This is a genomic window from Streptomyces sp. NBC_00572, assembly GCF_026341815.1.
Classification (GTDB): domain Bacteria; phylum Actinomycetota; class Actinomycetes; order Streptomycetales; family Streptomycetaceae; genus Streptomyces.
The window spans coordinates 1,275,933-1,300,712 of record NZ_JAPENX010000001.1 but is presented as its reverse complement, the minus strand read 5'-3'; the positions used below and the strand labels follow the sequence as shown (position 1 = coordinate 1,300,712).

The 24,780-nt window shown below is 71.6% G+C and carries 21 protein-coding genes and 3 tRNA genes; 10 read left to right on the top strand and 14 right to left on the bottom strand.

Translation table 11 applies throughout. From position 1 onward, the window contains the following. Nucleotides 1-24: 24 nt before the first annotated feature. Nucleotides 25-747: an aquaporin gene (locus OG514_RS06015; protein ID WP_266891615.1), complete on the bottom strand. Its 723-nt coding sequence runs from the start codon at nt 745-747 to the stop codon at nt 25-27. A gap of 79 nt (nt 748-826) precedes the next feature. Here OG514_RS06015 and OG514_RS06010 point away from each other — a divergent pair, with 79 nt between their 5' ends. From OG514_RS06010 to OG514_RS05985, 6 genes are all read left to right on the top strand, one after another. Further along, nucleotides 827-1,513, top strand: coding sequence for a hypothetical protein (locus OG514_RS06010; RefSeq protein WP_266891614.1), 687 nt, complete (start codon nt 827-829; stop codon nt 1,511-1,513). Nucleotides 1,514-1,650: 137 nt separating this feature from the next. After that, nucleotides 1,651-2,499: a sirohydrochlorin chelatase gene (locus OG514_RS06005; protein WP_266891612.1), complete on the top strand. Its 849-nt coding sequence runs from the start codon at nt 1,651-1,653 to the stop codon at nt 2,497-2,499. Nucleotides 2,500-2,534: 35 nt separating this feature from the next. Further along, nucleotides 2,535-3,890: a deoxyguanosinetriphosphate triphosphohydrolase gene (locus OG514_RS06000; protein ID WP_266891610.1), complete on the top strand. Its 1,356-nt coding sequence runs from the start codon at nt 2,535-2,537 to the stop codon at nt 3,888-3,890. Between the two features lie 130 nt (nt 3,891-4,020). Continuing rightward, nucleotides 4,021-5,280 (top strand): NAD(P)/FAD-dependent oxidoreductase, encoded by a 1,260-nt coding sequence (locus tag OG514_RS05995; protein WP_266891608.1) that lies wholly within the window; start codon nt 4,021-4,023, stop codon nt 5,278-5,280. Between the two features lie 29 nt (nt 5,281-5,309). Further along, nucleotides 5,310-7,202, top strand: coding sequence for a DNA primase (gene dnaG, locus OG514_RS05990; protein WP_266891606.1), 1,893 nt, complete (start codon nt 5,310-5,312; stop codon nt 7,200-7,202). A gap of 207 nt (nt 7,203-7,409) precedes the next feature. Further along, on the top strand, nt 7,410-8,363 hold the full coding sequence (locus OG514_RS05985) for an RNA polymerase sigma factor (RefSeq protein WP_266900762.1): 954 nt from the start codon (nt 7,410-7,412) through the stop codon (nt 8,361-8,363). Here the strand turns inward: OG514_RS05985 and OG514_RS05980 are convergent. The 5 genes from OG514_RS05980 to OG514_RS05960 form a co-directional block, all read right to left on the bottom strand. Further along, entirely contained in the window at nt 8,360-9,595 is a 1,236-nt protein-coding gene (locus OG514_RS05980; protein ID WP_266891604.1) for a TerD family protein, read from the bottom strand. The genes OG514_RS05985 and OG514_RS05980 overlap by 4 nt on opposite strands. A gap of 34 nt (nt 9,596-9,629) precedes the next feature. Then, a complete protein-coding gene (locus OG514_RS05975) occupies nt 9,630-11,582 on the bottom strand; it encodes an ABC transporter ATP-binding protein (RefSeq protein WP_266891602.1) in 1,953 nt (650 codons plus the stop codon). Next, complete coding sequence (locus OG514_RS05970; RefSeq protein ID WP_266891601.1) at nt 11,582-13,315, bottom strand: ABC transporter ATP-binding protein; 1,734 nt, start codon at nt 13,313-13,315, stop codon at nt 11,582-11,584. The genes OG514_RS05975 and OG514_RS05970 overlap by 1 nt, the downstream gene beginning before the upstream one ends. A gap of 118 nt (nt 13,316-13,433) precedes the next feature. Continuing rightward, nucleotides 13,434-14,873 (bottom strand): FGGY family carbohydrate kinase, encoded by a 1,440-nt coding sequence (locus OG514_RS05965; protein ID WP_266891600.1) that lies wholly within the window; start codon nt 14,871-14,873, stop codon nt 13,434-13,436. Between the two features lie 30 nt (nt 14,874-14,903). After that, nucleotides 14,904-15,215 (bottom strand): YtxH domain-containing protein, encoded by a 312-nt coding sequence (locus OG514_RS05960; RefSeq protein WP_266891598.1) that lies wholly within the window; start codon nt 15,213-15,215, stop codon nt 14,904-14,906. A gap of 169 nt (nt 15,216-15,384) precedes the next feature. Here OG514_RS05960 and OG514_RS05955 point away from each other — a divergent pair. The 3 genes from OG514_RS05955 to OG514_RS05945 all read left to right on the top strand — a co-directional run bounded on the left by OG514_RS05955 (nt 15,385) and on the right by OG514_RS05945 (nt 15,775). Continuing rightward, nucleotides 15,385-15,457, top strand: a tRNA-Asn gene (locus OG514_RS05955). Nucleotides 15,458-15,462: 5 nt separating this feature from the next. Then, a tRNA-Asn gene (locus OG514_RS05950) sits at nt 15,463-15,535 on the top strand. 166 nt (nt 15,536-15,701) lie between these two features. Next, nucleotides 15,702-15,775 (top strand) — tRNA-Ile (locus OG514_RS05945). Between the two features lie 459 nt (nt 15,776-16,234). Here OG514_RS05945 and OG514_RS05940 read toward each other — a convergent pair. The 4 genes from OG514_RS05940 to OG514_RS05925 all read right to left on the bottom strand — a co-directional run bounded on the left by OG514_RS05940 (nt 16,235) and on the right by OG514_RS05925 (nt 18,962). Continuing rightward, nucleotides 16,235-17,566 (bottom strand): chloride channel protein, encoded by a 1,332-nt coding sequence (locus OG514_RS05940; protein WP_266891596.1) that lies wholly within the window; start codon nt 17,564-17,566, stop codon nt 16,235-16,237. Nucleotides 17,567-17,589: 23 nt separating this feature from the next. Further along, the gene (locus tag OG514_RS05935; RefSeq protein ID WP_266891594.1) at nt 17,590-18,018 is read right to left on the bottom strand and encodes an amphi-Trp domain-containing protein; all 429 of its coding nucleotides are present in this window, start codon (nt 18,016-18,018) and stop codon (nt 17,590-17,592) included. A 119-nt stretch (nt 18,019-18,137) separates the two neighbouring features. Further along, complete coding sequence (locus tag OG514_RS05930) at nt 18,138-18,494, bottom strand: GAP family protein (RefSeq protein WP_266891593.1); 357 nt, start codon at nt 18,492-18,494, stop codon at nt 18,138-18,140. A 51-nt stretch (nt 18,495-18,545) separates the two neighbouring features. Continuing rightward, nucleotides 18,546-18,962 carry an SHOCT domain-containing protein gene (locus tag OG514_RS05925; protein ID WP_266891592.1) on the bottom strand — a complete coding sequence of 139 codons (417 nt, stop codon included), beginning with the start codon at nt 18,960-18,962 and terminating at the stop codon, nt 18,546-18,548. Nucleotides 18,963-19,240: 278 nt separating this feature from the next. Between OG514_RS05925 and OG514_RS05920 the strand changes: the two genes are divergently transcribed. Continuing rightward, a complete protein-coding gene (locus tag OG514_RS05920; RefSeq protein WP_266891591.1) occupies nt 19,241-19,798 on the top strand; it encodes a potassium channel family protein in 558 nt (185 codons plus the stop codon). Nucleotides 19,799-19,816: 18 nt separating this feature from the next. Here the strand turns inward: OG514_RS05920 and OG514_RS05915 are convergent, their stop codons facing one another. From OG514_RS05915 to OG514_RS05900, 4 genes are all read right to left on the bottom strand, one after another. After that, entirely contained in the window at nt 19,817-21,247 is a 1,431-nt protein-coding gene (locus OG514_RS05915; RefSeq protein ID WP_266891590.1) for a DUF2252 domain-containing protein, read from the bottom strand. A 112-nt stretch (nt 21,248-21,359) separates the two neighbouring features. After that, on the bottom strand, nt 21,360-21,812 hold the full coding sequence (locus OG514_RS05910) for a hypothetical protein (protein WP_266891588.1): 453 nt from the start codon (nt 21,810-21,812) through the stop codon (nt 21,360-21,362). Nucleotides 21,813-22,041: 229 nt separating this feature from the next. After that, a complete protein-coding gene (locus OG514_RS05905) occupies nt 22,042-24,096 on the bottom strand; it encodes a phosphocholine-specific phospholipase C (protein ID WP_266891586.1) in 2,055 nt (684 codons plus the stop codon). A gap of 233 nt (nt 24,097-24,329) precedes the next feature. Beyond that, complete coding sequence (locus OG514_RS05900) at nt 24,330-24,746, bottom strand: organic hydroperoxide resistance protein (RefSeq protein WP_189829493.1); 417 nt, start codon at nt 24,744-24,746, stop codon at nt 24,330-24,332. Nucleotides 24,747-24,780: the final 34 nt, after the last annotated feature.

The window sequence follows — 24,780 nt, the reverse complement described above, 5'->3', positions numbered from 1 at the left end:
GGAGTGCGGGCGGGTGTCGGTCTGTCACCTCGTCCGACGCGCATCGGCGGGATTCGGTTCACCGGACGCCCCGCGTGTTCCGTACAACACACCGGCCAGGGCCATCCCGAGCAGCATGCCGAGCATCTGGGCGGCGGCGAAGGCGGGCACGGAGGCGGGGGCGATGCCGGTGAAGGAGTCGGAGAGGGAGCGGCCGACGGTGGCGGCCGGGTTGGCGAAGGCGCCGGAGGAGGTGAACCAGATCGCCGCGCCGATGTAGCCCGCGACCGCGACGGGGGCGAGGCCGGGACGGCCGATGTGGCGCAGGCCCTGGACGACGAGGACGAGTCCGGCGGTGGCGACGGCCTCGCCGAGCAGGAGGTGGAGCGCCGAACGCGACTCGGTGGCCCAGGCACCGGGCGCCCGCCCGAACATCGCCTCGGCGAGCAGGGCGCCCGCGACGGCTCCGGCGAGCTGGGCGCCGATGTAGGCGAGTGCCTCGCGTCCCCCGCGCTCGGGGCGCCGGGTCCACCACTCGGAGAGGGTCACGACGGGGTTGAAGTGGGCGCCGGAGAGCGGGCCGATGAGGGCGATGAGCAGCCCGAGACCGATGGCGGAGGCGGCGGCGTTGGCGAGCAGCCGGACGCCGATGTCCTGGCTCAGGGAGTCGGCGCGGATGCCGGAGCCGACGATGACGGCGACGAGGGAGCCGGTTCCGATGAACTCGGCGGCGACGCGCCGGGGGAGCGCGGGCGGGGGCATTCTCATAACGGAAAAGATATTCCGTGAAGCGGAAGAGTGGAAGAAATGAGGAGAGGAAAAGAAGAACCGCCCGTACGATCCGCGCATGATCATCGATGCCGTCCGCAACAACGCCGAGTGGTGCCAGGCCATGTGTGCCGCCCACGGCCACCCCGGCACCTTCGGCCCCCGCGCCTGGACCAGCACCCGCCGCACCCCGCTCTACTACCCGGACGCGGTGACGCTGACCGAGGACGCGGACGTCAAGGACGTCCTGAACGGCATCGACCGCACCACCCCCGGTGCCTCGGTGAAGGACAGCTACGCCCGCCTCGACCTCGCGGCCGAGGGCTTCCGTCTCCTCTTCGAGGCCAGCTGGATCCACCGCCCGGCGGGCCTCCCGGGCCTCCCGGTCACCGCGGGACACAGCGCCGTCCGCACCCCGGAGGAGCTCGCCGCCTGGGCCCTCGCCTGGAGCGACGGCGACGCCGACGAAGCGGCCCTCTTCCGCCCCGAACTCCTCGACGACCCCGCGACCACCGTGCTCGTGGGCCGGGCGGCCGACGGCACGATCCTGGGCGGGGCCGTCCTCAGCGCGAGCGCCCGCGTCACCGGCGTCTCCAACGTCTTCACCACCGGTGACACCCCCCAGTCCTTCGTGTGGGCGGGCGTCCTCGCCGCCGTCCCCGACGACCGCCCGGTCGTCGGCTACGAGTCCGGAGACGACCTGACCGCCGCCCTCGCCGCCGGATTCCAGGAGGCCGGCCCGCTCCGCGTCTGGCTCGACGCCTGACACCGCGTGCCCCGCCGGATGCCTGACATCCGGCGGGGCACGCGCGTGAGGTCACGGAAACACCCACGTGAGGGCACGGAAAACAGTCGTGACCCCCGCGCAACGGGCAGGCAACCTGCGACCCGCAGGATCGGTGCATGACGGAGCCGGACAGCACGTACGCCACCGCCGCCGGGCTGCTCGGCAGGATCACCGAGCAGCTCGGTGAGCAGCTCGGCCACCTCCCGCCGCCGAGACCGCCCATGACCGCACCCACCCTCGTCGCCGTCGGCCACGGCAGCCGGGACCTCCGCGCCCGCGCCACCCTCGGCCGCCTCCTCGAACGCGTCCGCGAACTGCGGCCCGGGCTCGACGTACGGCTCGCGCACATCGAGCTGAACGCCCCGCTGCTCGACGCCACCCTCACCGAGCTCGCCGCCGAGGGCCGCGACGCCCTGCTCGTCCCCCTGCTCTTCGCCCCCGGGCACCACGTCACCCACGACCTGCCCGCCGCCCTCGCCGCCGTGCCCGGACTCCGCGCCCGCGTGGCCGAGCCACTCGGTGCGCACCCGCTGCTCGTCGAGGCCCTCGCCGACCGGCTCGCGGACGCCGGCTGGACCCCCGAGGACGGGACCTCCGGCGCCGCCGGGGTCGTCCTGGCCTCCGCCGGGTCCCGCGACCCCCGCTCCGGCGCCGAGCTCCGCCGCATCGCGGCCCTGCTCGGCGAGCGGCTCGGCGGAGTCCCCGTCGTCCCCGCGTACGCCTCCGCCGCCGCCCCCACCGTGTCCGAGGCCGTCCGCGCCCTCGCCGCCCGGGGACGCCACCGGGTCGCCGTCGCCTCCTGCTTCACCGCCCCCGGCCTCTTCGCCACCCGCGCCGCCGCCCACGCCCCCTGGATCGCCTCCGCCCCCCTCGGCGCCCACCCGGCCCTCGCCCGCCTGGTCCTGCACCGCTACGACACGGCTCTCCGGACGACCACCCGCGCGCGGGAACTCGCCGCCGTCTGAGCGCTTCTGTCGGTCCCTCCGGTTACCTTCGGTGCATGGAAGGCATCGCAGACAGCGCAGACACCAAGGGCAGCCCGGACATCACCGACATCACCGAGATCGCCGACGCCACCGACACCCCCGGCTACGACTCCGCCGCGACCGACCGCTGGGCCGCCGAGCCCGACAAACGCCCCGGACGCACCGCCTTCCAGCGCGACCGCGCCCGCGTGCTGCACTCCGCCGCCCTCCGCAGGCTCGCCGGCAAGACCCAGGTCGTCACCCCCGGCACCCGGGGCCACGCCTGGGACGCCAGCCCTCGCACGCGGCTCACCCACTCCCTGGAGTGCGCCCAGGTCGGCCGGGAGCTCGGCGCCGCACTCGGCTGCGACCCGGACCTCGTCGAGGCCGCCTGCCTCTCCCACGACATGGGCCACCCGCCCTTCGGGCACAACGGCGAGCAGGCGCTCAACGACGTCGCCAAGGACTGCGGCGGCTTCGAGGGGAACGCCCAGTCGCTCCGCCTCCTCACCCGCATCGAGCCCAAGCGCTTCGTGAAGGACGCCGACGGCGACCTCGTCAGCGTCGGGCTCAACCTCACCCGCGCCACCCTCGACGCCGCCACCAAGTACCCGTGGCCGCGCGGCGGACACCCCGAGGACCCCGGCTCGTCCAAGTTCGGCGTGTACGAGGACGACCTGCCCGTCTTCGAATGGATCAGGCGCGGCGCCCCCGCCGACCGCAAGTGTTTCGAAGCCCAGGTCATGGACTGGTCCGACGACGTGGCCTACTCGGTCCACGACTTCGAGGACGGCCTGCACGCCGGGCACATCGACCCCAACCTCCTCCTCGCCGAGCCCGAGCGCGCCGACATCGCGGCCGTCGCCATCGGCCGCTACGTCCCCGAGGACACCGACCCGCAGGAGCTCGCCGAGGCCCTCGACCGGCTCGTCGACCAGGAGTGGTGGCCGCACGGCTACGACGGCTCGGCCGTCGCACAGGCCCGCCTCAAGGACGCCACCAGCCAGCTCATCGGCCGCTTCTGCCTCGCCGCCGAGGGCGCCACCCGCCAGGCGTACGGATCGGGCCGCCTCACCCGCTACGGCGCCGAACTCGTCGTCCCCCGGGAGACCCGTAACGAGTGCGCGGTCCTCAAGGCCGTCGCCGACCGGTACGTGATGCAGCGCCCCCAGCAGGAGGCCCTCCGCGCCGACCAGCGCATCGTCGTCGCCGAACTCGCCGAGGCCCTCGTCGCCCGCGCCCCCGACGGACTCGAACCCCAGTTCCGCTCCCTGTTCGACCAGGCCCGCGACGACCGGGCCCGCAAGCGCGTCATCGTCGACCAGATCGCCTCCCTCACCGACGCCTCCGCCCGCGCCCTCCACGCCGGCCTCCGCCCCCACCACTCCTGACCACTCCCGAGTCGCCCTCTTCCGTCACCACCGTCCGTGCGGGACGCTCGCATGCACGCCCCGAGGCGGAACGGTCCGACGAACGCCCGGGGGCGTAGGTTGGAAGCGGTCGCAAAGAGGAGGAAACGACGTGGTCGACGCAGATCAGACCTTTGTCATCGTCGGCGGGGGCCTGGCAGGGGCCAAAGCGGCGGAGACCCTGCGCGCAGAGGGGTTCAACGGCAGGGTGATCCTCATCGGCGACGAACGCGACCACCCCTACGAGCGCCCACCCCTCTCCAAGGGCTACCTCACCGGCGCCAAGGAACGCGACAGCGTCTTCGTCCACGAGGCGGCCTGGTACGCGGGCCACGACATCGAGCTGCACCTCGGGCAGTCCGTCACCGCCGTCGACCGCGAGGCCCGCACCGTGCGCCTCGGCGACGGCACCGTCATCCGCTACGACAAGCTGCTCCTCGCCACCGGCGCCGAACCGCGCCGCCTCGACGTCCCGGGCACCGAGCTGGCCGGCGTCCACCATCTGCGCCGGCTCGCCCACGCCGACCGGCTCCGCCAGGTCCTCGCCTCCCTCGGCCGGGACAACGGCCACCTGGTGATCGCCGGCGGCGGCTGGATCGGCCTGGAGGTAGCCGCCGCCGCCCGCGGCTACGGCGCCGAGGTCACCGTCGTCGAGGCCGACCCCACCCCGCTCCACCGGGTCCTCGGCCCCGAGCTCGGCCAGCTCTTCGCCGACCTCCACACCGACCACGGCGTCCGCTTCCACTTCGGCGCCCGCCTCACCGAGATCGTCGGCCAGGACGGCATGGTCCTCGCCGTCCGCACCGACGACGGCGAGGAACACCCGGCGCACGCCGTGCTCGCCGCGATCGGCGCCGCCCCCCGCACCGCCCTCGCCGAGAACTCCGGGCTCGCCCTCGTCGACCGGGCCGACGGCGGCGGCATCGCCGTCGACGAGTCCCTGCGCACCTCCGACCCCGACGTCTACGCCGCCGGCGACGTGGCGGCCGCCCACCACCCGCTGCTGCGCACCAGGCTCCGCGTCGAGCACTGGGCCAACGCCCTCAACGGCGGCCCGGCCGCCGCCCGCGCCATGCTCGGGCAGCACGTCTCCTACGACCGCGTCCCCTACTTCTTCTCCGACCAGTACGACCTGGGCATGGAGTACTCCGGCTGGGCGCCCCCCGGCACGTACGACCAGGTCGTGGTCCGCGGCGACACCGGCAAGCGCGAGTTCATCGCCTTCTGGCTCAAGGACGGCCGGGTCCTCGCCGGGATGAACGTGAATGTGTGGGACGTCACAGATCCCATCCAGCAGCTCATCCGGGCCCGTACGGCCGTGGACCCGGACGCCCTCGCCGACGCCTCCGTGCCCCTGGAGAGCCTGATCTGATCGGGGTGAGTCACCCGTAGACTTCATGCGTGGCAGGCAGGATCAACGATGACGACGTGAAGGCGGTCCGGGACGCGGTCCCGATCGACGCCGTCGTGTCCGAGTACCTCCAGCTCCGCAACGCGGGCGGCGGAAACCTCAAGGGTCTCTGCCCCTTCCACGACGAGAAGTCGCCCTCCTTCCAGGTCAGCCCCAGCAAGGGACTCTTCCACTGCTTCGGCTGCCAGGAGGGCGGCGACACCATCGCCTTCGTGATGAAGATCGACCACCTCTCCTTCTCGGAGACGGTCGAGCGCCTCGCCGCCAAGGCGGGCATCACCCTGCGGTACGAGGAGGGCGGCTACAACCCCGGCCACCAGCGCGGAGAGCGCATCCGCCTGGTCGAGGCCCACAAGGTCGCCGCCCAGTTCTACATCGACCAACTCGACTCGCCCGAGGCCGAGATCGGCCGCAAGTTCCTCGCCGAGCGCGGCTTCGACCAGGCCGCCGCCGCGCACTTCGGCGTCGGCTACTCCCCGGCCGGCTGGGACCACCTCACCCGCTTCCTGCGCGGCAAGGGCTTCTCCGACAAGGAACTGATCCTCTCCGGGCTCTCCCAGGACGGCCGCCGCGGCCCCATCGACCGCTTCCGCGGCCGCCTCATGTGGCCGATCAAGGATGTCGGCGGCGAGATCGTCGGCTTCGGCGCGCGCAAGCTCCGCGACGACGACAACGGGCCCAAGTACCTCAACACCCCCGAGACCCCGATCTACAAGAAGTCCCAGGTGCTCTACGGCATCGACCTGGCCAAGAAGGACATCGCCAAGGTCAGCCGGGCCGTCGTCGTCGAGGGCTACACCGACGTCATGGCCTGCCACCTCGCCGGGGTCACCACCGCCATCGCCACCTGCGGCACCGCCTTCGGCGGCGACCACATCAAGATCCTCCGTCGGCTCCTCATGGACAACGGCTCGGCCCGGGTCATCTTCACCTTCGACGGCGACGCCGCCGGCCAGAAGGCCGCCCTGCGCGCCTTCGAGGACGACCAGAAGTTCGCCGCCGAGACGTACATCGCCATCGCCCCCGACGGCATGGACCCCTGCGACCTGCGGCTCGCCAAGGGCGACGCGGCCGTCGCGGAACTGGCCGAGCCCCGCACCCCGCTCTTCGAGTTCGCCCTCCGCCAGATCGTGAAGCGCTACGACCTGGAGACCCCGGCCGGGCGCGCCGCCGCCCTCGACGAGGCCGCCCCCGTCGTCGCCCGCATCAAGAACATCGGCGCGCAGCACGAGGTCGCCGTCCAACTCGCCGGCATGCTCGGCATCCTCGACACCCAGTTCGTCGTCAAGCGGGTCGCCCAGCTCGCCCGCTGGGCCCGCGACCGCGGCGGCAAGGGCCCCGCGCAGCAGCAGACCCCGCAGCGCGGCTACGACACCGGAGCCCCGGCCACGGCGTCCTCCGGGCCCGCGCTCAACCTGCGCAGCCCCGCCCACCGCACCGAGCGCGAACTCCTCAAGCTCGCCCTCCAGCGCCCCGAACTCGTCTCCCCGGCCTTCGACGCCTACGGCGCGGACGAGTTCACCGCCCCGCCGTACGCGGCCGTCCGCCAGTGCGTCCACGATGCCGGCGGCGCCACCGGAGCCCCCTCCGACTACCTCGACACCGTCCGCGAGGCCGCGCCCAACGACACCGTGCGCGCCCTCGTCACCGAACTCGCCGTCGAGACGATCTTCGCCAAGAACGTCGATGAGGCCTACGCCGGCGACCAGCTCGTCACCGTCCGCCTCCGCGCCGTCGACCGCCGCATCCGCGACGTCCAGGGCACCCTGGCCCGCCTCGGCGCCCAGGGCGACCCCGAACAGGCCGCCGCCGTCCAGAACGAACTCTGGGTCCTCACCCAGTACGGCCAGTCCCTGCGGAACAACGGCGCCGCCGCCCTCTGACGCACGGTCAGTCACGCCCCGGTCTCAAAAAGTCACCGCACGCCCCTCGTGGGTGCACTGTGTCGTACCCCACACTGGGTAGCGGTGTCGTCCCGCTGCCCTACGCCCCCGGACCGGCAGCGATCACCCCCCTGGAGGTCGCCCGCCGTGCAGACCCAGACCGTGTCGCAGGACCAGGCAGAACCCGCCGAGGCCGCGGAGGAGACAGTGGTCCCGCCCCAGCGCCGACGCCCCGATCCAGGCGGCAACGGCCCCTCGTCCGACCTCTTCCGCCAGTACCTCCGCGAGATCGGCCGCATCCCGCTGCTCACCGCCGAGGAGGAGGTCGAACTCGCCCGCCGCGTCGAGGCGGGCCTGTTCGCCGAGGAGAAACTCGCCAACACCCCCGACCTGGACTCCCGGCTGGCGGGCGACCTGGACCGGCTCGTCGTCCTGGGACGGATCGCCAAGCGCAAGCTGATCGAGGCCAACCTCCGCCTCGTCGTCTCCGTCGCCAAACGGTACGTGGGCCGCGGCCTGACCATGCTGGACCTCGTCCAGGAGGGCAACCTCGGCCTCATCAGGGCCGTCGAGAAGTTCGACTACGCGCGCGGCTACAAGTTCTCCACGTACGCCACCTGGTGGATCCGCCAGGCGATGTCCCGGGCCCTCGCCGACCAGGCCCGGACCATCCGCGTCCCCGTGCACGTCGTCGAACTCATCAACCGGGTCATCCGCGTCCAGCGCCGCATGCTCCAGGAACGCGGCTACGAACCCACCGCCGACGAAGTCGCCGCCCAGCTGGACCTGGCCCCCGAGCGGGTCGGCGAGGTCCTCCGCCTCGCCCAGGAACCGGTCTCCCTGCACGCCCCCGTCGGCGAAGAGGACGACGTCGCCCTCGGCGACCTCATCGAGGACGGCGACGCCGCCTCACCCGTCGAGTCCGCCGCCTTCCTGCTGCTCCGACGCCACCTGGAGGACGTCCTCTCCACCCTCGGCGAACGCGAACGCAAGGTCGTCCAGCTCCGCTACGGCCTCGACGACGGCAGGCCCCGCACCCTGGAGGAGATAGGACGCCTCTTCGGCGTGACCCGCGAACGCATCCGCCAGATCGAGTCCAAGACCCTCAGCAAACTCCGGGACCACGCGTACGCGGACCAACTGCGGGGCTATCTGGACTAGTCCAGCTCCTTGACGGTGAACGTCCACGATCCCTCGGCGCGCAGGTGCAGCAGCTGCGGCCCCCGCGGGACCGGGACGGTCTGCCGGAGCGGCCCGATCTCGTTGAGGAGCAGGTCCATGTGGGGCAGACCTCCACCGGTGCGGCCCTCGACCTCGTAGCTCTGGATGCCGGCATAGCCGCGGCCGTCCTCAGGGCTGCCCTGGACGTCCACCCGGAGGTCCGCCCCATTGCCGAGGTAGAGAAGCAGCTCGGGGCCGTAGCCGTGCAGCGTTCCCTCAAGACGGCGGGCGGCGGCGAGGGGCTTCACCCGCAGGATCCAGCGGTTCTCGGCGTCGAGCCGCATGCGCAGCGGCCTGCCCTTGGGAACCTGGGCGAACGTGCTGCCCCGGAACTCGGGCAGGAGGTCGTTGAGGAGGAAGTCGCTCTCGTCCTTGTTGCGCCGGTCGAGTGTGAAGAGGCCCAGGTACCCTCGGCCCTCCTGCGCGACCTCGACGAGGACGGGGCCGTCCCCGACCCGGTCGTCGAGGGCGATCACGTCATTGCCGAAGCCCTCGGCGACGAGAGGTTCGAAGACGGGGCCGAACTCCCAGCCCTCGACGAGCTCGTACGGCCGGTCGGCCGGCGGGAACGGCCTCGCGGCGGCGGGCGCCCCGACCGGGCCCGCGGCGGCGGGCGCCCCGACCGGTTCCCCGACGGCGGGCGCGCCCTCCCTGGGCGGCGCCTGGCCCGGCACCTTCGCCACCCCGGTCAGCGGTACGGGACCGGCGACGGCCGTCTCCGGCTCGTAGCCCTCCACCTCGACGCCGTACTCCGTGACGAGCCCGGCGAGCCCGGAGGCGTACCCCTGGCCGATCCGTGTGAACTTCCAGCCGCCCGACTCCCGGAAGAACTCGGCGAAGGCGACGGCCGCCGCGTCCGGCGCGCCCGTCACCGTGCACGAGGCCACCGCATCCCCGTTCGGCGCGATCGCCGACAGGACACCGGCGCCCGCCGACCCGGCGACGACGATCCGTTCGACGGTCGCCTCCACCGCGCCCAACTCGATGACCAGCGAAGCCGGTTCGTGCCGGACCGCGCCGGAGGGATGGACCGGCTGACCCTCGAAGACCATGTCCGCGTCGCCCCGGACCCGGCCGTCCGCACCCAGCAGCAGAGCCGCCAGCTCCGTACCCTCGACGTCCACCCGCAGGGGTACCGACGGCACCCAGGAACTCTCGGTTGTGTGACCCATGCCGCACATCATGCGGCATGGGTCACATGCCCGTTCAGTCGACCTCCGCGACCGCCTGCGCGAACTGTGCCGCGTACAAACGGGCGTAGGCCCCGCCGGACGACAACAGCTCCTCGTGCGTGCCCTGTTCGACGATCGAGCCGTTCTCCATCACCAGGATCACGTCCGCGTCCCGGATCGTGGAGAGCCGGTGCGCGATCACGAACGACGTACGCCCGTGGGCCAGTCGGGCCATCGCCTTCTGGATGAGGACCTCGGTACGGGTGTCGACCGAGCTGGTGGCCTCGTCGAGGACGAGGATCACCGGGTCGGACAGGAACGCCCGCGCGATGGTGATCAGCTGCTTCTCGCCCGCGCTGACCCCCGCCCCGTCGTCGTCGATGACCGTGTCGTAGCCGTCGGGCAGGGTGCGGACGAACCGGTCGGCGTGGGCGGCCCGCGCCGCCTCCTCGATCTCCGCCCGGGTCACCGCGCGCGTGGCGCCGTACGCGATGTTGTCCGCGATGGTGCCGCCGAACAGCCAGGTGTCCTGGAGGACCATGCCGATCCCGGTCCGCAGCTGCTCCCGGGACATCTTGGCGATGTCCGCCCCGTCGAGGGTGATCCGGCCGCCCGTCACCTCGTAGAACCGCATGAGCAGGTTCACCAGGGTCGTCTTGCCGGCGCCCGTCGGGCCGACGATCGCGACCGTCTGGCCCGGCTCCACCGTGAGCGACAGGTCCTCGATGAGCGGCTTGTCGGCCTCGTAGCGGAAGGAGACGCCCTCCAGGGCGACCTTCCCCTTGAGGTCGGCCGTCCGCCAGCCGTCGGCCGGGGATGCCCCCAGCTCGTCGGCCGGTGCGTCCGGCTCCTGCTCCTCGGCGTCGAGCAGCTCGAAGATCCGCTCGGCCGAGGCGACGCCCGACTGCACCAGGTTGGCCATCGACGCGACCTGCGTCAGCGGCATCGAGAACTGGCGCGAGTACTGGATGAAAGCCTGGACGTCACCGATGGAGAGCGTGCCGCTCGCCACCCGCAGACCGCCGACCACGGCCACCAGGACGTAATTTATGTTCGAGAGGAAGAACATCACCGGCTGCATCACGCCGCTGTTGAACTGGGCCTTGAACCCGGCCTCGTACAGCGCCTCGTTCTGCTCGCGGAAGTCCTTCGCGGACTCCTCCTGCCGGCCGAAGACCTTCACCAGGTTGTGCCCGCTGTACATCTCCTCCACGTGCGCGTTGAGCGTGCCCGTGGACTTCCACTGCTGCACGAAGTGCGGCTGCGAGCGCTTGCCGATCTTCGCCGCGACGAAGACCGAGACCGGCACCGTCACCAGCGCCACGAGCGCGAGCAGCGGGGAGATCCAGAACATCATCGCGAGCACGCCGACGATGGTGAGCAGCGAGTTGATCAGCTGGCCCATCGACTGCTGGAGGGTCTGCGAGATGTTGTCGATGTCGTTGGTCGCCCGCGACAGCACCTCGCCGCGCTTGGCCTTGTCGAAGTAGGACAGGGGGAGCCGCGCCAGCTTCGTCTGGACGTCCTCCCGCATCCGGTAGACCGTCCGGTTGATCACCTTGATCGACATCCGGGTGGAGACCAGCATCAGCAGGCCCGCCGCCACGTACACGCCGAGGACAACGAGCAGCACGTCGCCGACGGCGGAGAAGTCGATCCCCTGCCCCGGCGTGAAGTCGACCCCGGTCAGCATGTCCGCCATGCCGGAGTCACCCCCGGCCCGCACCTGCTCGATCGCCTCCGCCTTCGTGCCGCTCTCGAACTGGTGCCCGATGACGCCCGCGAAGACGAGGTCGGTCGCCTTGCCGAGGATCTTCGGGCCGACCACGGAGGCCGCCACCGACAGCACACCGGCGATCAGCATCACCCAGAGCGCACCGCGCTCGGGCGCCAGCTGCTTCAGCAGCCGCTTGCCCGAGCCCTTGAAGTCCATCGACCGCTGGTCGGGGCCGCCACCGGCCATCATGCGTCCGCCAGGACCGGCCATCAGGCTGCCTCCGCCTCGGTGAGCTGGGAGAGGACGATCTCCCGGTACGTCTCGTTGTCCGCCATCAGCTCCTGGTGCCGTCCGGTGCCGACGACACGGCCCTCGTCGAGGACGACGATCCGGTCGGCCTCCCGGATGGTGGAGACCCGCTGGGCGACGATCACGACCGTCGAGTCCGCCGTCTCCCGGGCGAGTGCCGCCCGGAGCAGGGCGTCCGTCTCGTAGTCGAGCGCGGAGAACGAGTCGTCGAAGAGATAGATCTCCGGGCGCTGCACCAGGGTCCGCGCGATGGCGAGCCGCTGCCGCTGCCCGCCGGAGACGTTGGTGCCGCCCTGTGCGATGGGCGCGTTCAGGCCGGCTTCGAGCCCGCGGACGAAGTCGGTGGCCTGGGCGACCTCAAGGGCGTGCCAGAGCTCTTCGTCGGTCGCGTCGGGCTTTCCGTACCGGAGGTTCGTCGCCACCGTCCCCGAGAAGAGGTACGGCTTCTGGGGCACGAGTCCCACGGTCTTCGCCATCAGCGTCGGGTCGAGCTCACGCACGTCGACGCCGTCGACGAGCACCTCACCACCGGTCGCGTCGAAGAGCCGGGGCACGAGGCCGAGCAGGGTCGACTTGCCGCTGCCGGTCGAGCCGATGATCGCGGTCGTCTCACCGGGCCGGGCGACCAGCCCGACCTCCTTGAGGACGGACTCCTCCGCGCCCGGGTACCGGAAGTCCGCGCTCCGGACCTCCAGATGCCCCCGCCGGTCGAGCTCGGTCACCGGCTTCACCGGCGGCACCACGCTGGACTCGGTCGCGAGGACCTCCTCGATGCGCTCGGCGCAGACCTCGGCCCGCGGCACCATCATGAACATGAAGGTGGCCATCATGACCGCCATCACGATCTGCATCAGATAGGCGAGGAACGCGGTCAGCGCGCCGATCTGCATCCCACCGCTGTCGATGCGGTGCGCGCCGAACCAGACGACCGCCACGCTGGAGATGTTCACGACGGTCATCACGACCGGGAACATCAGCGCCATCAGCCGGCCGGTCGCCATCGACACATCGGTCAGCTCCGCGTTGGCGCCGCGGAACCGCTCCTCCTCGTACTCGTCCTTCACGAACGCCCGGATCACCCGGTTGCCGGTGATCTGCTCGCGCAGCACCCGGTTCACCGTGTCCAGCCGCTCCTGCATCGTCCGGAAGAGCGGCCGCATCTTCCGGACGATCAGGGAGACCGAGATCGCGAGGACCGGCACCACGGCGAGCAGCACGCCCGAGAGCGGCACGTCCTGGCCGAGGGCCATCACGATGCCGCCGACACACATGATGGGCGCGGAGACCATCAGGGTGAACGCCATCAGGACCAGCATCTGGACCTGCTGCACGTCATTGGTCGTGCGGGTGATCAGCGAGGGCGCGCCGAAGTGCCCCAGCTCCCGCGCGGAGAACGACTGCACCCGGTCGAAGACCGCGGCACGCACGTCCCGGCCGAGCGCGGACGCGGTGCGGGCGCCGTAGAACACGGCCCCGATGTTGCAGACGACCTGGACGACGGAGACGCCGACCATCAGGGCGCCGAAGCGCAGGATGTATCCGGTGTCCCCGTCGACGACACCGTTGTCGATGATGTCCGCGTTCAGGGTCGGCAGGTAGAGGCTCGCGCAGGTCTGCAGGAACTGCAGCAGCACGAGCAGTGCGATGGGTTTTCGATAGGGCCCGAGGTGGGTTCGGAGAAGTCTTATGAGCACGGCTCCACTATCGCCCGCACGCCCAGGACGTTACGACTCGGTTTTGGGGTGCGGGACGAGGCCTGGGGAAGACTTTACGAACGGACGCCCGACGTACGGGGCCGGGGCCGGGGCGGGGTCACGAACCGAACGCACCCGGGTGGAGCTGGTCCCGGGTCGCCGCGTACTGCTGCCGGACCGCTTGGCCCGCGGACAGGTCCTCGCCCGGCTCCAGGATCTGCGCGGCCGCGCCCTGCCAGGCCGGGGGAGTCGAAGGCGACAGCGTGCCCCGCGCCACCCCGAGCGCCCAGGCGGCCTGCCGCGCCGCACCGAGCGCCGCGTAATCGGCCGGCTGGGGGACGACGACCTGCGCGCCGAACAGCGCGGGCGCGAGCGCCTGCACCGCCGGAAGGGCCGCCGCGGCGCCGAGCAGGAAGACCCGGCGCACCTCGACGCCCCGCCCGCGCAGCACGTCCATGGCGTCGGTGAGCGCGCAGAGCATGCCCTCGAACGCCGCCCGCGCCAGGTGCTCGGGCTTCATCGACTCGCGCCGCAGCCCGCTGAGCGTGCCCGCGGTGTGCGGCAGGTTCGGGGTCCGCTCGCCCTCCAGATAGGGCAGCAGGACGAGCCCGGAGGCTCCCGGCGTCGACTTCAGGGCCAGCGCGGACAGCTCTTCGAGGGAGTCGACGCCCAACATCTCGGCGGTGCCGCGCAGCGCCCGTACCGCGTTGGAGGTGTGGACGACGGGCAGGTGCATGCCGGTGGCGTCGGCGAAGGAGGTGATCATGCCGCCGGGATCGGCGAGGGCCTCGTGGTGGACGGCCATCACGGAGCCGGAGGCGCCGAGCGAGACCACCGCGTCGCCGGGGCCGAGCCCGAGGCCCAGCGCGGCGGCCATCGTCTCGCCCGTACCGGCGGAGATGAGGAGCCCCTCGGGCGTGGTGCCGGCCGCGTCGGCCGGGCCGAGGACCTCGGGCAGCACGGCCTGGTGGCCGAGGGCCAGCTCGACGAGGTCGGGGCGGTACGTGCCGGTGCGGGCCGACCAGTAGCCGGTGCCGGAGGCGGCGCCGCGGTCGGTGGTGCGCCGGGCGGGACGGCCGAGGAGCTGCCACACCAGCCAGTCGTGCGGCTGGAGGACCATCGCGATCCGCCGGGCGTGCTCGGGTTCGGTACGGGCCAGCCAGCGCAGCTTGGCGACCGGCTGCCCGGCTCCGGGCACGGAGCCGACGGCCTCGGCCCAGGCCTGACGTCCGCCGAGGGATTCGACGAGGTCGGCGGCGGCGACCTGGGCCCGCTTGTCGTTGCGGACGAGCGCGGGCCGCACCAGGCCGCCCTGCGCGTCGAGCGGTACGAGTCCGTGCTGCTGCGCGGACACGCCGATGGCCTGCACGCCCTCCAGGAGCCCGCCGGTGGCGGCCTCCCCGAGCGAGAGCAGCCAGGTCTGCGGGTCGACGTCCACGGCCTTGGGTTCGCCCGGGTGAGGGGCGTATCCCTGCCGCAGTACGGCACCCGTGTCCGTGTCACAGACGACGATGCGTGTGAACTCCGCTGAGCTGTCGAGTCCTGCGACTATCCCCATGACACATGATTCTGCCGCACGCGGGGCGGTTCAGGTGTTGCTGGTGCCCCACTCGTCTTCCTCGACCTTCCCGTTGGCCGCGCCGCGCCCGCGCAGCGCCTGGAACCGGTCGGTCACGGAGGACGGCAGCCGGTCGCCCACCTTGTCGCCCACGGCGTGCGCGGCCTTGCCCGCGACCTGCCGCCCGGTCTGGGCGGCGGACTCGGCGGCGTTGCGCACGGCCGGGTTCTGCGCGAACTCCCTCGCGGACTTCTTCATCTGCTCGTAGCGCTCGCGTCCGGCTCGCGTGCCGACCACGTAACCGAGGGCGAGTCCTACGACGAACGTCAGCTTGTATCGCATGGCCACCACCTTCCCTGGAGAGCTTCCCTGATGCACCGCGATGCCCAGGCGGTGCCCGCGGCGATACCGATTGGCGGAGCACCCCCCTGCTTGCGCTAATGTATGTCTCGCAGCGAGCGAGCGCCCTCCCGGTTCAGCCGGACTGGGTACGTTCGGTGCAACGCAGCAATCCCCTGTAGCTCAATTGGCAGAGCAGCCGGCTGTTAACCGGCAGGTTACTGGTTCGAGTCCAGTCGGGGGAGCGCGATCCCCTGTAGCTCAATTGGCAGAGCATTCGGCTGTTAACCGGAGGGTTACTGGTTCGAGTCCAGTCGGGGGAGCGGAACGAAAGAGGACCCTTCGGGGTCCTTTTTCGCGTCTCGGGGAACCATGCGGCGCGCGGCGCGGTCTTCATGGTCGAGCAGAGCCGATCTTCCGGAGCAGGAGATCGTATGAGCGGCTATGCTGCGGCAGACGGCGCGCACACATGTACGCGCCTCACCGTACGGGGCGGTAGCTCAGCCGGTTAGAGCAGCGGACTCATAATCCGTCGGCCGTGGGTTCGAGTCCCACCCGCCCCACCGAAGAAAAACGTTCTGACCTGCGGAAACGCCCCTGAAGGGGTGGTTCCGCGTGTGGCGCTCGCCTCCCCGCAGCGAGGCGGGTGCCCTTGGTCTGCCTCACCGGGCCTGAACCTGCTTGACCTGGGGTTTCAGAGGGGACGGGGGGTGAAACCACGACGATGATCCCACGGGGATCCCAGGGGCCCTGTATGTGACACGCCGCACACCATGCCGAATTCCTTGACGGCGTCGTCGCGGATGGCCTTGAGCCGATTGCGCAGGTCGGTGACCTGGGTGTGCGCGTCACGGCCCCGCAAGGCGACCGAGCAACGTTTCCGACCGTGGTTCCGTAGCTGTGGACGAGCGTCCCCGTGAGCCTCGGACATCCCATGTGCTAGGTCGAGTTGGCATGCGTCAAGTCGAACGAGTCCAGTACCGGGTGCCCGGCACGTAGCGGTTCCGGTCCGAAGGCTCACGTCATGCGGATGCAGCATCCCTCGGCAGCAGTTCCGTGATGACGAAGGCGATCACCGCCGCGAGGATCACGACGGGCATCATCGCCGTGCCGCCCAGCAGGAGGGCGACCAGGACCACGCTGCTGACCGGCAGTCGCAGGGTGGCTGCCGTGGCGGCCGCCATCCCGCCCGCCAGGGCCGGGACCAGGCCCAGGCCGGGCAGCGGGGCCAGGAGGACCCCGGCGGCGGCTCCCAGGAAGAGGGCGGGGAAGACCAGGCCGCCGCGCAGGCTGCCCAGGCAGAGGGCGTACGCGGTCCCCTTGAAGAGCAGGACGGCGACCAGCGCCCCCACCCCCCAGGCGTGTGGGTCGGCGGCCAGCTCGCCCAGGGTGGCCTGGCCCGACAGGGCGACGTCCGTCGGGGTGCGGCCGGTGATCAGGGCGTAGAGGGCCGCGCAGGCCGCCGCCGCGACGGCGCACAGCGTGGTGCGGCCGATCACTCCCTTGGAGACGAGGGCGGCGATCCGCCGGGCGACCGCCAGGACCGGGTGCAGGAGGACGGCGACGGCGACGGCGAGCGGAATCGTCCAGAGCACGTCCCCCGCGTCCAAACGGGGGAAGGGCATGGGCAGGTGGAGGCTGAGGCTGCCCGTCTCCAGACCCGTCCAGTTCCCGAAGCCGGTGAAGACGAGGGCCCCGACGCCGCTGGACAGCAGGGCGGGAAGCATGACCGCGAACAGCTGTGGCCCGCCGGCCCCGGCCACCTCCATCAGGAGCACCGCGGCGATCAGCGGGTTGCCGAAGATCGCCGCGATGGCGGCCGCGGCTCCGGCCGCGCCCAGCAGCGCCGTGGTCCGCGGGGTCGCCGGACCCCGTGTGAGGTCGCGGAAGAGCAGGGCCAGGCCGCCGCCCAGGGCGATCAGCGGTGCCTCCGGCCCCAGCACGGCGCCCAGCGGCAGGCTCGCGGTGGCGGCGATCAGGACACCCGGCAGCGTGACCGGCGCGGCCCCGCCGGCGTGGAGGCCGGACGCGGGGACCTGCCCGCCGCCACCGGGCAGTCGGGCGGCGACCAGTCCGACGACCACTCCCGCGACCAGGAGCAGGGGGAGCGGCCACCACCACGGCGGGGCGTCCCAGCCCAGCCCGTGCGGCAGGTCCGCCCACACGAGGTGTTCGAGCTTGTGCAGTCCGGCGAGGAACCAGAACGCGACGAGCGAGACCGGGACGCCGACGACGGCGGAGAAGGCGAGGATCTTGAGATAGCCGGGAGCGAGGAGCAGATCGCGCAGCCGGTCCGCCTCCAGGGGCTGCTCCCCGCTGTCGGACTCCACGGGTCGGGCGTCGGTCTCCGCCATGGACGGCCCTCCCTCGGCTTCGCTCAGGCCTTCTTCGCGGCGGGCGGCCTGGCGCTCGTGCTCTTCTTCGTACCGGCGCTGCTCTTCTTCGTACCGGCGCCGGTACGACCGGCCCTCGTGGGCGCGCTCTTCCTCCTCGGCGCGGCCTTCGCCGGTTCCGCGGCCGGAGCCTTCTCGGCCGGTGCGGACTTCCTCTCCGGTTCCGCCTCCCGGGCCTTCCGGCTCCGTGCGGTCGGCCACTTGAACTCGATCTCCAGCTCGATCTCCCCGCTGCCGACCTCGACCTCGAACTCGGTGCGGAGGTCCTCGGGAATGTTCAGGGTCAGCGTCCCGAGGCCGAATTCCAGGTCGACCTCCCCGCCTTCCCTCAGTGCCGCCGCGAGCGCCGTGAGCTGGTCGGCCGCTTCGAGGCGCGACATCGAGCGCTTCTGCTCGAACTTGAGATCCTTCATGGGGTGTCTCCGATTCGGGATGAATGTCACGTATCGCCCATTCTGATCCCGGATGGTGGATCCGACATCCCATGGCGGAGGTGAACTGCCCCTGGCGCCCGGAACCGGTGGACCGCTCCTCACCCTCGGCCGACGAGGACGAGGGAGAGGAGGTGGAGCGGGAGGGAGAGGGGGGAGAGGGCCATGTCACCGCGGCTTCGGCGACGCCTGTGCTCGCTGTAGAGGATCAGGCTCACGCCGATGACCAGCGTGGCCACGAGCGCCGCGAGCGAGGGCGCGGAGCGGGGCGCGGGCGGATTCCCGCCCGTGAAGACCAGGACCATGGCGATCACGGCCACCAGGCAGGCGAGCCAGGCGACGATGAAGGCCAGCCCCTTGTACACCCCGCGGGGCGCGGACACGACCAGCACGAACGCCATGACCGGCAAGGGGTAGAGCGTGATCGCCAGGCCGGTGAGGAGCAGGTCGAGGATCACGGGCGCGCACCCCGCGCCTGTGTCGTGCTTCGGTGCTCCGGCCGGACCCGGTCAGCTCGCGAGGACCTTGGCCTTGGCCTGCGCGAACTCCGCCTCCGTGATCGCACCGCTGTTCTTGAGCTCGGCGAGCCGGGCCAGTTCGTCCGCCTGGCTGCCGCCGCTCCCGGCGGTGTCGCGCACGTAGGTGCGGAACTGCTCCTCGTTCTGGCGGACTCGGTTCAGCTCGCGCTCGCCCATGGAGCGTCCGCGGGCGATCAGGTAGACGAACACGCCCAGGAACGGCAGCAGGATGACGAAGGCGGTCCACCCCGCCTTGCCCCAGCCGCCGAGCTCGTCGTCGCGGAAGATGTCGCCGATGATGCGGAACAGCAGCATGAACCAGAGGATCCACAGGAAGATCATCAGCATGGTCCAGAACATGTTCAGCAGCGGGTAGTCCACCGCCAGGTTCACCATCGAGTCCTTCATCGCCGATCTCCTGCCGGTCGTGACGGGCCGCGGCCGCCGTTCGGAAAGCCGCGGTCCGGCGAGACGAATTGCCTCCAGCGTGCGCCGCGGCAGCGCTCACCGCACTCCGGGCGGGAACCGGACCGGGCAGGTCACCCGCTCGGCGGACTACGGGTTGCGCCGGACCGGTGTCCTCCCGGTGCGCCTGCCGCACGGTGCCGGGGCCGACTGGGACCGTGACCGCCCGCCGGCAGGGACGTGGCACGGTCACGCCCCTGCGTGCGAGCGAGAGGGGAAACGTGGACGGGAATCCGGGGGTCCGCCGGTCGGCCCTGCTCACCGCGGTGCGTGCGATCCTGTCGCTGACGGCCGTTCTGGCCGCCTACTACCTGTTGCCGTTGGACTCGTCCTTCAGCGCGGGCACCGTGGCGGTGCTCGTCGGCGGCGTCCTGCTGGTGGCCCTGCTCATCGCCTGGCAGGTGCGCACGGTCATGCGCTCCGCACGCCCGGGACTCCGGGCCATCGCGGCGGTGGCGACGGCGCTGCCGTTCTTCGTGCTGCTCTTCGCCGCGACCTACTACCTGCTGGGGCGCAGCGCACCCGAGAGTTTCACCGAGACGCTGTCCCGGACCGATGCCCTCTACTTCACGATGACCGTGTTCAGCACGGTCGGCTTCGGCGACATCAGCCCGCGCACCGAACTCGCCCGGCTGCTGACGACGGGGCAGATGACGGCCAACTTCCTGCTGATCGGCGTGGCGGCCCGGTTCCTGCTGGGGGCCGTCCAGGAGGGCAGGCGCCTGCGGAGCCTGGAGACCGAGGGCGATGAGCAGGGCGGTCCACCCTTCACGCCCTGACCCGGCCGGCGGCTCCCGTCAGGCCGACGGCAGCTCCTCCGCGGGCAGCCGGCCCGCGGACACGGCGTCGACCAGGGCCTGGTGGTCGCGCTCGTTCTGGTCGGCGTAGAGCTCCGCGAAGGTCGCGAGCGCGCGGTCGAAGGAGTCGCCGCCGCCCAGGTACGCGGCGATCGCGATCCGGTCGCCGGACCGGGCGTGCGCGCGTGCCAGTGTGAGCCCGCACAGGTCGCCGAAGGCCTCCATGTCCTGGGGGCGCATCTGCTCCGGCATGGCGATGCCCTTCCAGTCGCGCAACTGGCGCACGTAGAAGTCGCGCCGCCTGCCGTCGATCCCGTCCACGCGTTCCCAGCCGAGGAGGATGTCGCTGGTCGCCTGCATCAGCCGTTGGCCGGAGACGACGCGCTCGCCCTGATTGCGGTACGCGCTGGCGCCGACGTACGGGGCGAGCACCGAGGTGTCCGCCTCCTTGGCCTGGAGGAAGAGCGGGTCCTGGTCGTCCCGGCCGAGGAGCAGGAAGATCCAGCAGCGGGTTCCGACGCTGCCGACGCCGACCACCTTGCGGGCGACGTCCGTCAGACGGTAGTCCTCCAGGAGGGTGCGCCGGTCGGACGGCAGGGTGGCGCCGTACCGCTCGATCAGGCGGCGGAACTGCTTTTCGAGGCCGTTGCGCTCGACGTCGGGCATCAGGTCGGCCGCCCGAACGAGCAGCGGGGGATCCGCCGCGATCACGGGCCGCCCGTCGACCGTCTCGGTGAGCCTGTCGAACGCCTGCAGGCTGTCGCGGGTGCGGGCCTTGGCCAAGGCGCGGCTCAGCCTCTTCCGCCCGCGCTTGTGGAGCCCGTCCGTGACCAGGGACTCAAGGCGGTCCGAGTCGATCTTCGCGTACCAGACGTCGATGGTCCGCATGCCCGCGAAGCGGATCATCGCCTCGCGGTAGGCACGGACCGTTCGCCTGACGATGCGGGCGCGCTCCGCGTCGTCGAAACCGTTCGCCCGGGCGGCGATGACGAAACTCGCCGACAGCCGTTTGACGTCCCACTCCCACGGGCCCGGGAGCGTCTCGTCGAAGTCGTTGATGTCGAACATCAACTGTCGCTCCGGTGAGGCGAGCAGGCGGAAGTTCAGCATGTGGGCGTCCCCGCACAGCTGGGCCGTGAGTCCCGAGCGGGGGGTGCCGGCCAGGTCGGACGCCATGATCGCGGCAGCGCCGCGGTAGAAGCGGAACGGGGATTCCGTCATGCGGCCGTAGCGGATCGGGACGAGCTCGGGGACCCGTGTCGACGACTGCGCCTCCAGGATAGTCAGCGGGTCCGGCCGGTCGCCGGACGGACGGTACACGGCGTGGCCCGACCGCGGCGAGCGGCGCCGGGCCTTCTTGCCGAGCGCCGCGCGTTCCTGTGGGGTGGCGTGGCGTGCCGCGCGCATCGCCGTGGTCGCCTTCCGGGGCATCGAGAGCCCTCCTGTCTGGCCCTTGCAGCGGCCGTCGGAACGCCTGCGTGAGGTCCGGGTCGATCGGCGGGTCGATCTGAGGGTCAGGTCGACCGCCGGGTCGATCGCCGGGTCAGTCGGTGGTGTGCGACCAGCTGGTGCACAGCGCCCAGATGATGAACACGTTGATCGCCAGGAGGGTGAGCGCCCACCACGGCTGGTAGGGCAGCCAGAGGAAGTTGGCGATCATGCTGAGTCCGGCCACGCCGATGCCCACCGCCCTCGCCCAGTTGGCGTGCATGAAGAGGCCCACGCCGGTCAGCGTGACGACGATCCCGAGGACGAGATGGATCCAGCCCCAGCTCGTCAGGTCGAACTCGAAGACGTAACTGCCGACGCGGGCGTACACGTCGTCCTCGGCGATGGCGGCGATGCCCTGGAGGATGGCCAGGACGCCCGAAATCGACATCAGTACCGCGGCGAAGACGGTGCCTCCGCCGGCGATGCCGCCGCCTCCGGACCGGTGCGCCTTCCCTGGCGCGGCGCCGGCGGTCCCCTGTCCTCCGGTGGGTGTGTGCTGGCTCATGACAGTCACCTCGCAGTGTGCGATCCCTCGTCGGGCGTCCCTTGGGGCCGTCGGTCTGCTGGTGCCTCCTCGGGATGCCGGGCCAAGGTGCCCACCTTCGAGTATCACGGTCACCGGGGCGGCGTGCTCGGCGGAGGCGGGCACGGGCGGGGCCGCCCCCGCCTCCGTCCCACCCATGCCCGTGCCCGCCCCGCCCTCCCGTTCGACGGGTGGGCGGGGCGGCGAAGGGTCAGTACGTCAGGATGGCCGGGTCCGTGACGCTCGCCGTGCCCGTTTCCACGTGGCCCGCGAGACGGCGGACGTAGTCCGTGCTCGCGGAGGACGTGACGGTGACGTCGTACCAGTGGTGGGCGGCGGCGACGTCGACGGTGTGGGTGACCGTGGCGCCCTTCGGGACCGAGAGCGTCGTCGGGGTGCCGCCGTAGGCGTTGGTCAGGGTCACCGTCGCGGTCGTGCCCGCGTTGGTGAAGGTGAGGTCCAGCCGGCCCGTGGTGGCGTTGTGGCGGGCCGCGACCTCGGGGACGGCCGTCTTGCCGGGGGAGCGGAAGCGGCGGACGAAGCCGTTGGGGCCGTGGACCGTGAGGTCGGTGACGCCCTTGGAGTACTGGGTGTTCCAGGTGTCCGCGATCGACTTGCCGGACTCCGTCGTGTACGTCCACGGGGCGTCCGTGCGGTTCGCCGAGGTCACGTAGAACTGCGCGCCCGCCGAAGGCCCGCCGCCGAACGTGAGGCGGAACTTGCCCGCCGCGGTGTCGGCGGCGCCGTCCACGAACGGGACGTACTTCAGCGGGCGGGTGGGCTTGGCGCCGCGCTCCTGGCGGGGCATCGTGCCGGTGGCCGGGGCGGTGGCGGGGAAGTCGGGGTGACGGTTCCTGTCCGGCGGGAAGTAGCCGCCGGTCGGCGGCAGGGCGGCCGCCGAGGTGTCCGTCCGCGTGAAGTCGAAGGCGGAGGTCAGGTCGCCGCAGACGGCCCGCCGCCAGGGCGAGATCTGGGGCTCCTGCACGCCGAAACGCTGCTCCATGAAGCGGATGACCGAGGTGTGGTCGAAGGTCTCGGAGCAGGTGTAGCCGCCGGTGGACCAGGGCGAGACGACGATCATGGGGACGCGCGGGCCGAGGCCGTACGGGCCGGCCACGTAGCCGGTCTTCCCCGGGAAGTGGTCGAGTCCGGTCGCGACGGTGGACAGACCCTGCGCGGCGGAGCCGGGGACGTACGGCGGGACGACGTGGTCGAAGAAGCCGTCGTTCTCGTCGTAGGTGATGAACAGGGCCGTACGGGCCCACACGTCCGGGTTCGAGGTCAGCGCGTCCAGGACCTGCGAGATGTACCAGGCGCCGTAGTTCGCCGGCCAGTTGGCGTGCTCGGAGAAGGCCTCCGGGGCGGCTATCCAGGAGATCTGCGGCAGCCGCCCGCCCTGGACGTCGGCGCGCAGCCGGTCGAAGAAGCCCTCGCCGGCCTTGGCGTCCGTGCCCGTGCGGGCCTTGTCGTACAGCGGGTTGCCCGGCTGGGCGTTGCGGTACGTGTTGAAGTAGAGGAGGGAGTTGTCGCCGTAGTTGCCGCGGTAGGCGTCGTTGATCCAGCCCCAGGAACCGGCGGCGTTCAGCCCGTCGCCGACGTCCTGGTAGACCTTCCAGGAGACCCCCGCCGCTTCGAGCCGCTCGGGGTACGTCTTCCAGCCGTAGCCCGCCTCGGCGTTGTTGAGGACCGGGCCGCCGCCCGTGCCGTCGTTGCCGGTGTGGCCGGTCCACAGGTAGTAGCGGTTCGGGTCGGTCGAGCCGATGAACGAACAGTGGTAGGCGTCGCACACCGTGAACGCGTCGGCGAGCGCGTAGTGGAAGGGGATGTCCTCACGGGTGAGGTACGCCATCGTGGCCGGGGTCTTGGCCGGGATCCAGTTGTCGTACTTGCCCTTGTTGAAGGCGCTCTGGCCGCCCGCCCAGTCGTGGTTGAGGCCTTGGAGGAACTCCATGCCGAGCTTCGCGCTCTCCGGCCGGAAGGGCAGCGTGACCTTGCCGCCGCTCGCCTGGTTCCAGACCGACTTTCCGCTGGGCAGGGTGACGGGGCGGGGGTCGCCGAAGCCTCGTACACCCTTCATCGACCCGAAATAGTGGTCGAAGGAACGATTCTCCTGCATCAGGACGACGATGTGCTCGATGTCCTGGATCGTGCCGCTTGAGCCTTGCGCCGGAATGGCGGCGGCGCGCGCGATGCTCTCCGACAGCATGGTGAACGCGGCGGTGCCGCCGGCGAGTTGAAGGAACCGGCGACGGTCGAGGTCGGCCATGGGGGAGTTCTCCTCCGGGTCGATACGGGCACGGGTGGGGGTGCGCGTGCGGCGGCCGGGTGGACGGCCGACGGGCGCCCCAAGGAGAGCGCCCGTGAACCACCGCCCGGCGGCCGTTCCATGACTGCCCGTCGTACGGCAGGCGAATCCCCCGTGCCCGAACGGAAAAACCCACAAGCGAACGCCCCCGGTGGGTCGATGACCACCGGGGGCGTACGCGAACCGACAGAAAACTACTCGACGACGAGGTCGACCTTGATGTTGCCGCGGGTCGCCTTGGAGTACGGGCAGAACGCGTGGGTCTTCTCCAGGAGGGACTTGCCCGCCTCGCCCTGCAGGTGGTCCGGGAACTCGGCGCGCATGATCACCGCGAGGCCGAAGCCGCCGTCCGCGGGGTCCTTGCCGATGGAGACCTCGGCGGTGATCGAGGCGTCGGAGATGTCGATCTTCTCCTGGCGGGCGACCAGGTTCATCGCGCTGGCGAAGCAGGCCGCGTACCCGGCGGCGAAGAGCTGCTCGGGGTTGGTGCCCTGACCGTTGCCGCCGAGGGCCTGGGGGTGGGCGAGGGGGAGGTCGATGTGGCCGTCGGAGCTGACGGCGCGGCCCTCGCGGCCGTTGGCGGTGGCGACGGCGGTGTAGATCGCGTCCATGGTTTCCGTTCCTGTCCTCGGGAGGCGGTGTGCT

Excerpts from the sequence above, each read along its gene's own strand:
- OG514_RS06015 (WP_266891615.1), bottom strand. The coding sequence starts at position 747 with ATGAGAATGCCCCCGCCCGCGCTCCCCCGGCGCGTCGCCGCCGAGTTC.
- OG514_RS06010 (WP_266891614.1), top strand. The coding sequence starts at position 827 with ATGATCATCGATGCCGTCCGCAACAACGCCGAGTGGTGCCAGGCCATG.
- OG514_RS06005 (WP_266891612.1), top strand. The coding sequence starts at position 1,651 with ATGACGGAGCCGGACAGCACGTACGCCACCGCCGCCGGGCTGCTCGGC.
- OG514_RS06000 (WP_266891610.1), top strand. The coding sequence starts at position 2,535 with ATGGAAGGCATCGCAGACAGCGCAGACACCAAGGGCAGCCCGGACATC.
- OG514_RS05980 (WP_266891604.1), bottom strand. The coding sequence starts at position 9,595 with ATGGGTCACACAACCGAGAGTTCCTGGGTGCCGTCGGTACCCCTGCGG.
- OG514_RS05975 (WP_266891602.1), bottom strand. The coding sequence starts at position 11,582 with ATGGCCGGTCCTGGCGGACGCATGATGGCCGGTGGCGGCCCCGACCAG.
- OG514_RS05965 (WP_266891600.1), bottom strand. The coding sequence starts at position 14,873 with ATGGGGATAGTCGCAGGACTCGACAGCTCAGCGGAGTTCACACGCATC.
- OG514_RS05960 (WP_266891598.1), bottom strand. The coding sequence starts at position 15,215 with ATGCGATACAAGCTGACGTTCGTCGTAGGACTCGCCCTCGGTTACGTG.
- OG514_RS05940 (WP_266891596.1), bottom strand. The coding sequence starts at position 17,566 with ATGGCGGAGACCGACGCCCGACCCGTGGAGTCCGACAGCGGGGAGCAG.
- OG514_RS05935 (WP_266891594.1), bottom strand. The coding sequence starts at position 18,018 with ATGAAGGATCTCAAGTTCGAGCAGAAGCGCTCGATGTCGCGCCTCGAA.
- OG514_RS05925 (WP_266891592.1), bottom strand. The coding sequence starts at position 18,962 with ATGAAGGACTCGATGGTGAACCTGGCGGTGGACTACCCGCTGCTGAAC.
- OG514_RS05915 (WP_266891590.1), bottom strand. The coding sequence starts at position 21,247 with ATGCCCCGGAAGGCGACCACGGCGATGCGCGCGGCACGCCACGCCACC.
- OG514_RS05910 (WP_266891588.1), bottom strand. The coding sequence starts at position 21,812 with ATGAGCCAGCACACACCCACCGGAGGACAGGGGACCGCCGGCGCCGCG.
- OG514_RS05905 (WP_266891586.1), bottom strand. The coding sequence starts at position 24,096 with ATGGCCGACCTCGACCGTCGCCGGTTCCTTCAACTCGCCGGCGGCACC.
- OG514_RS05900 (WP_189829493.1), bottom strand. The coding sequence starts at position 24,746 with ATGGACGCGATCTACACCGCCGTCGCCACCGCCAACGGCCGCGAGGGC.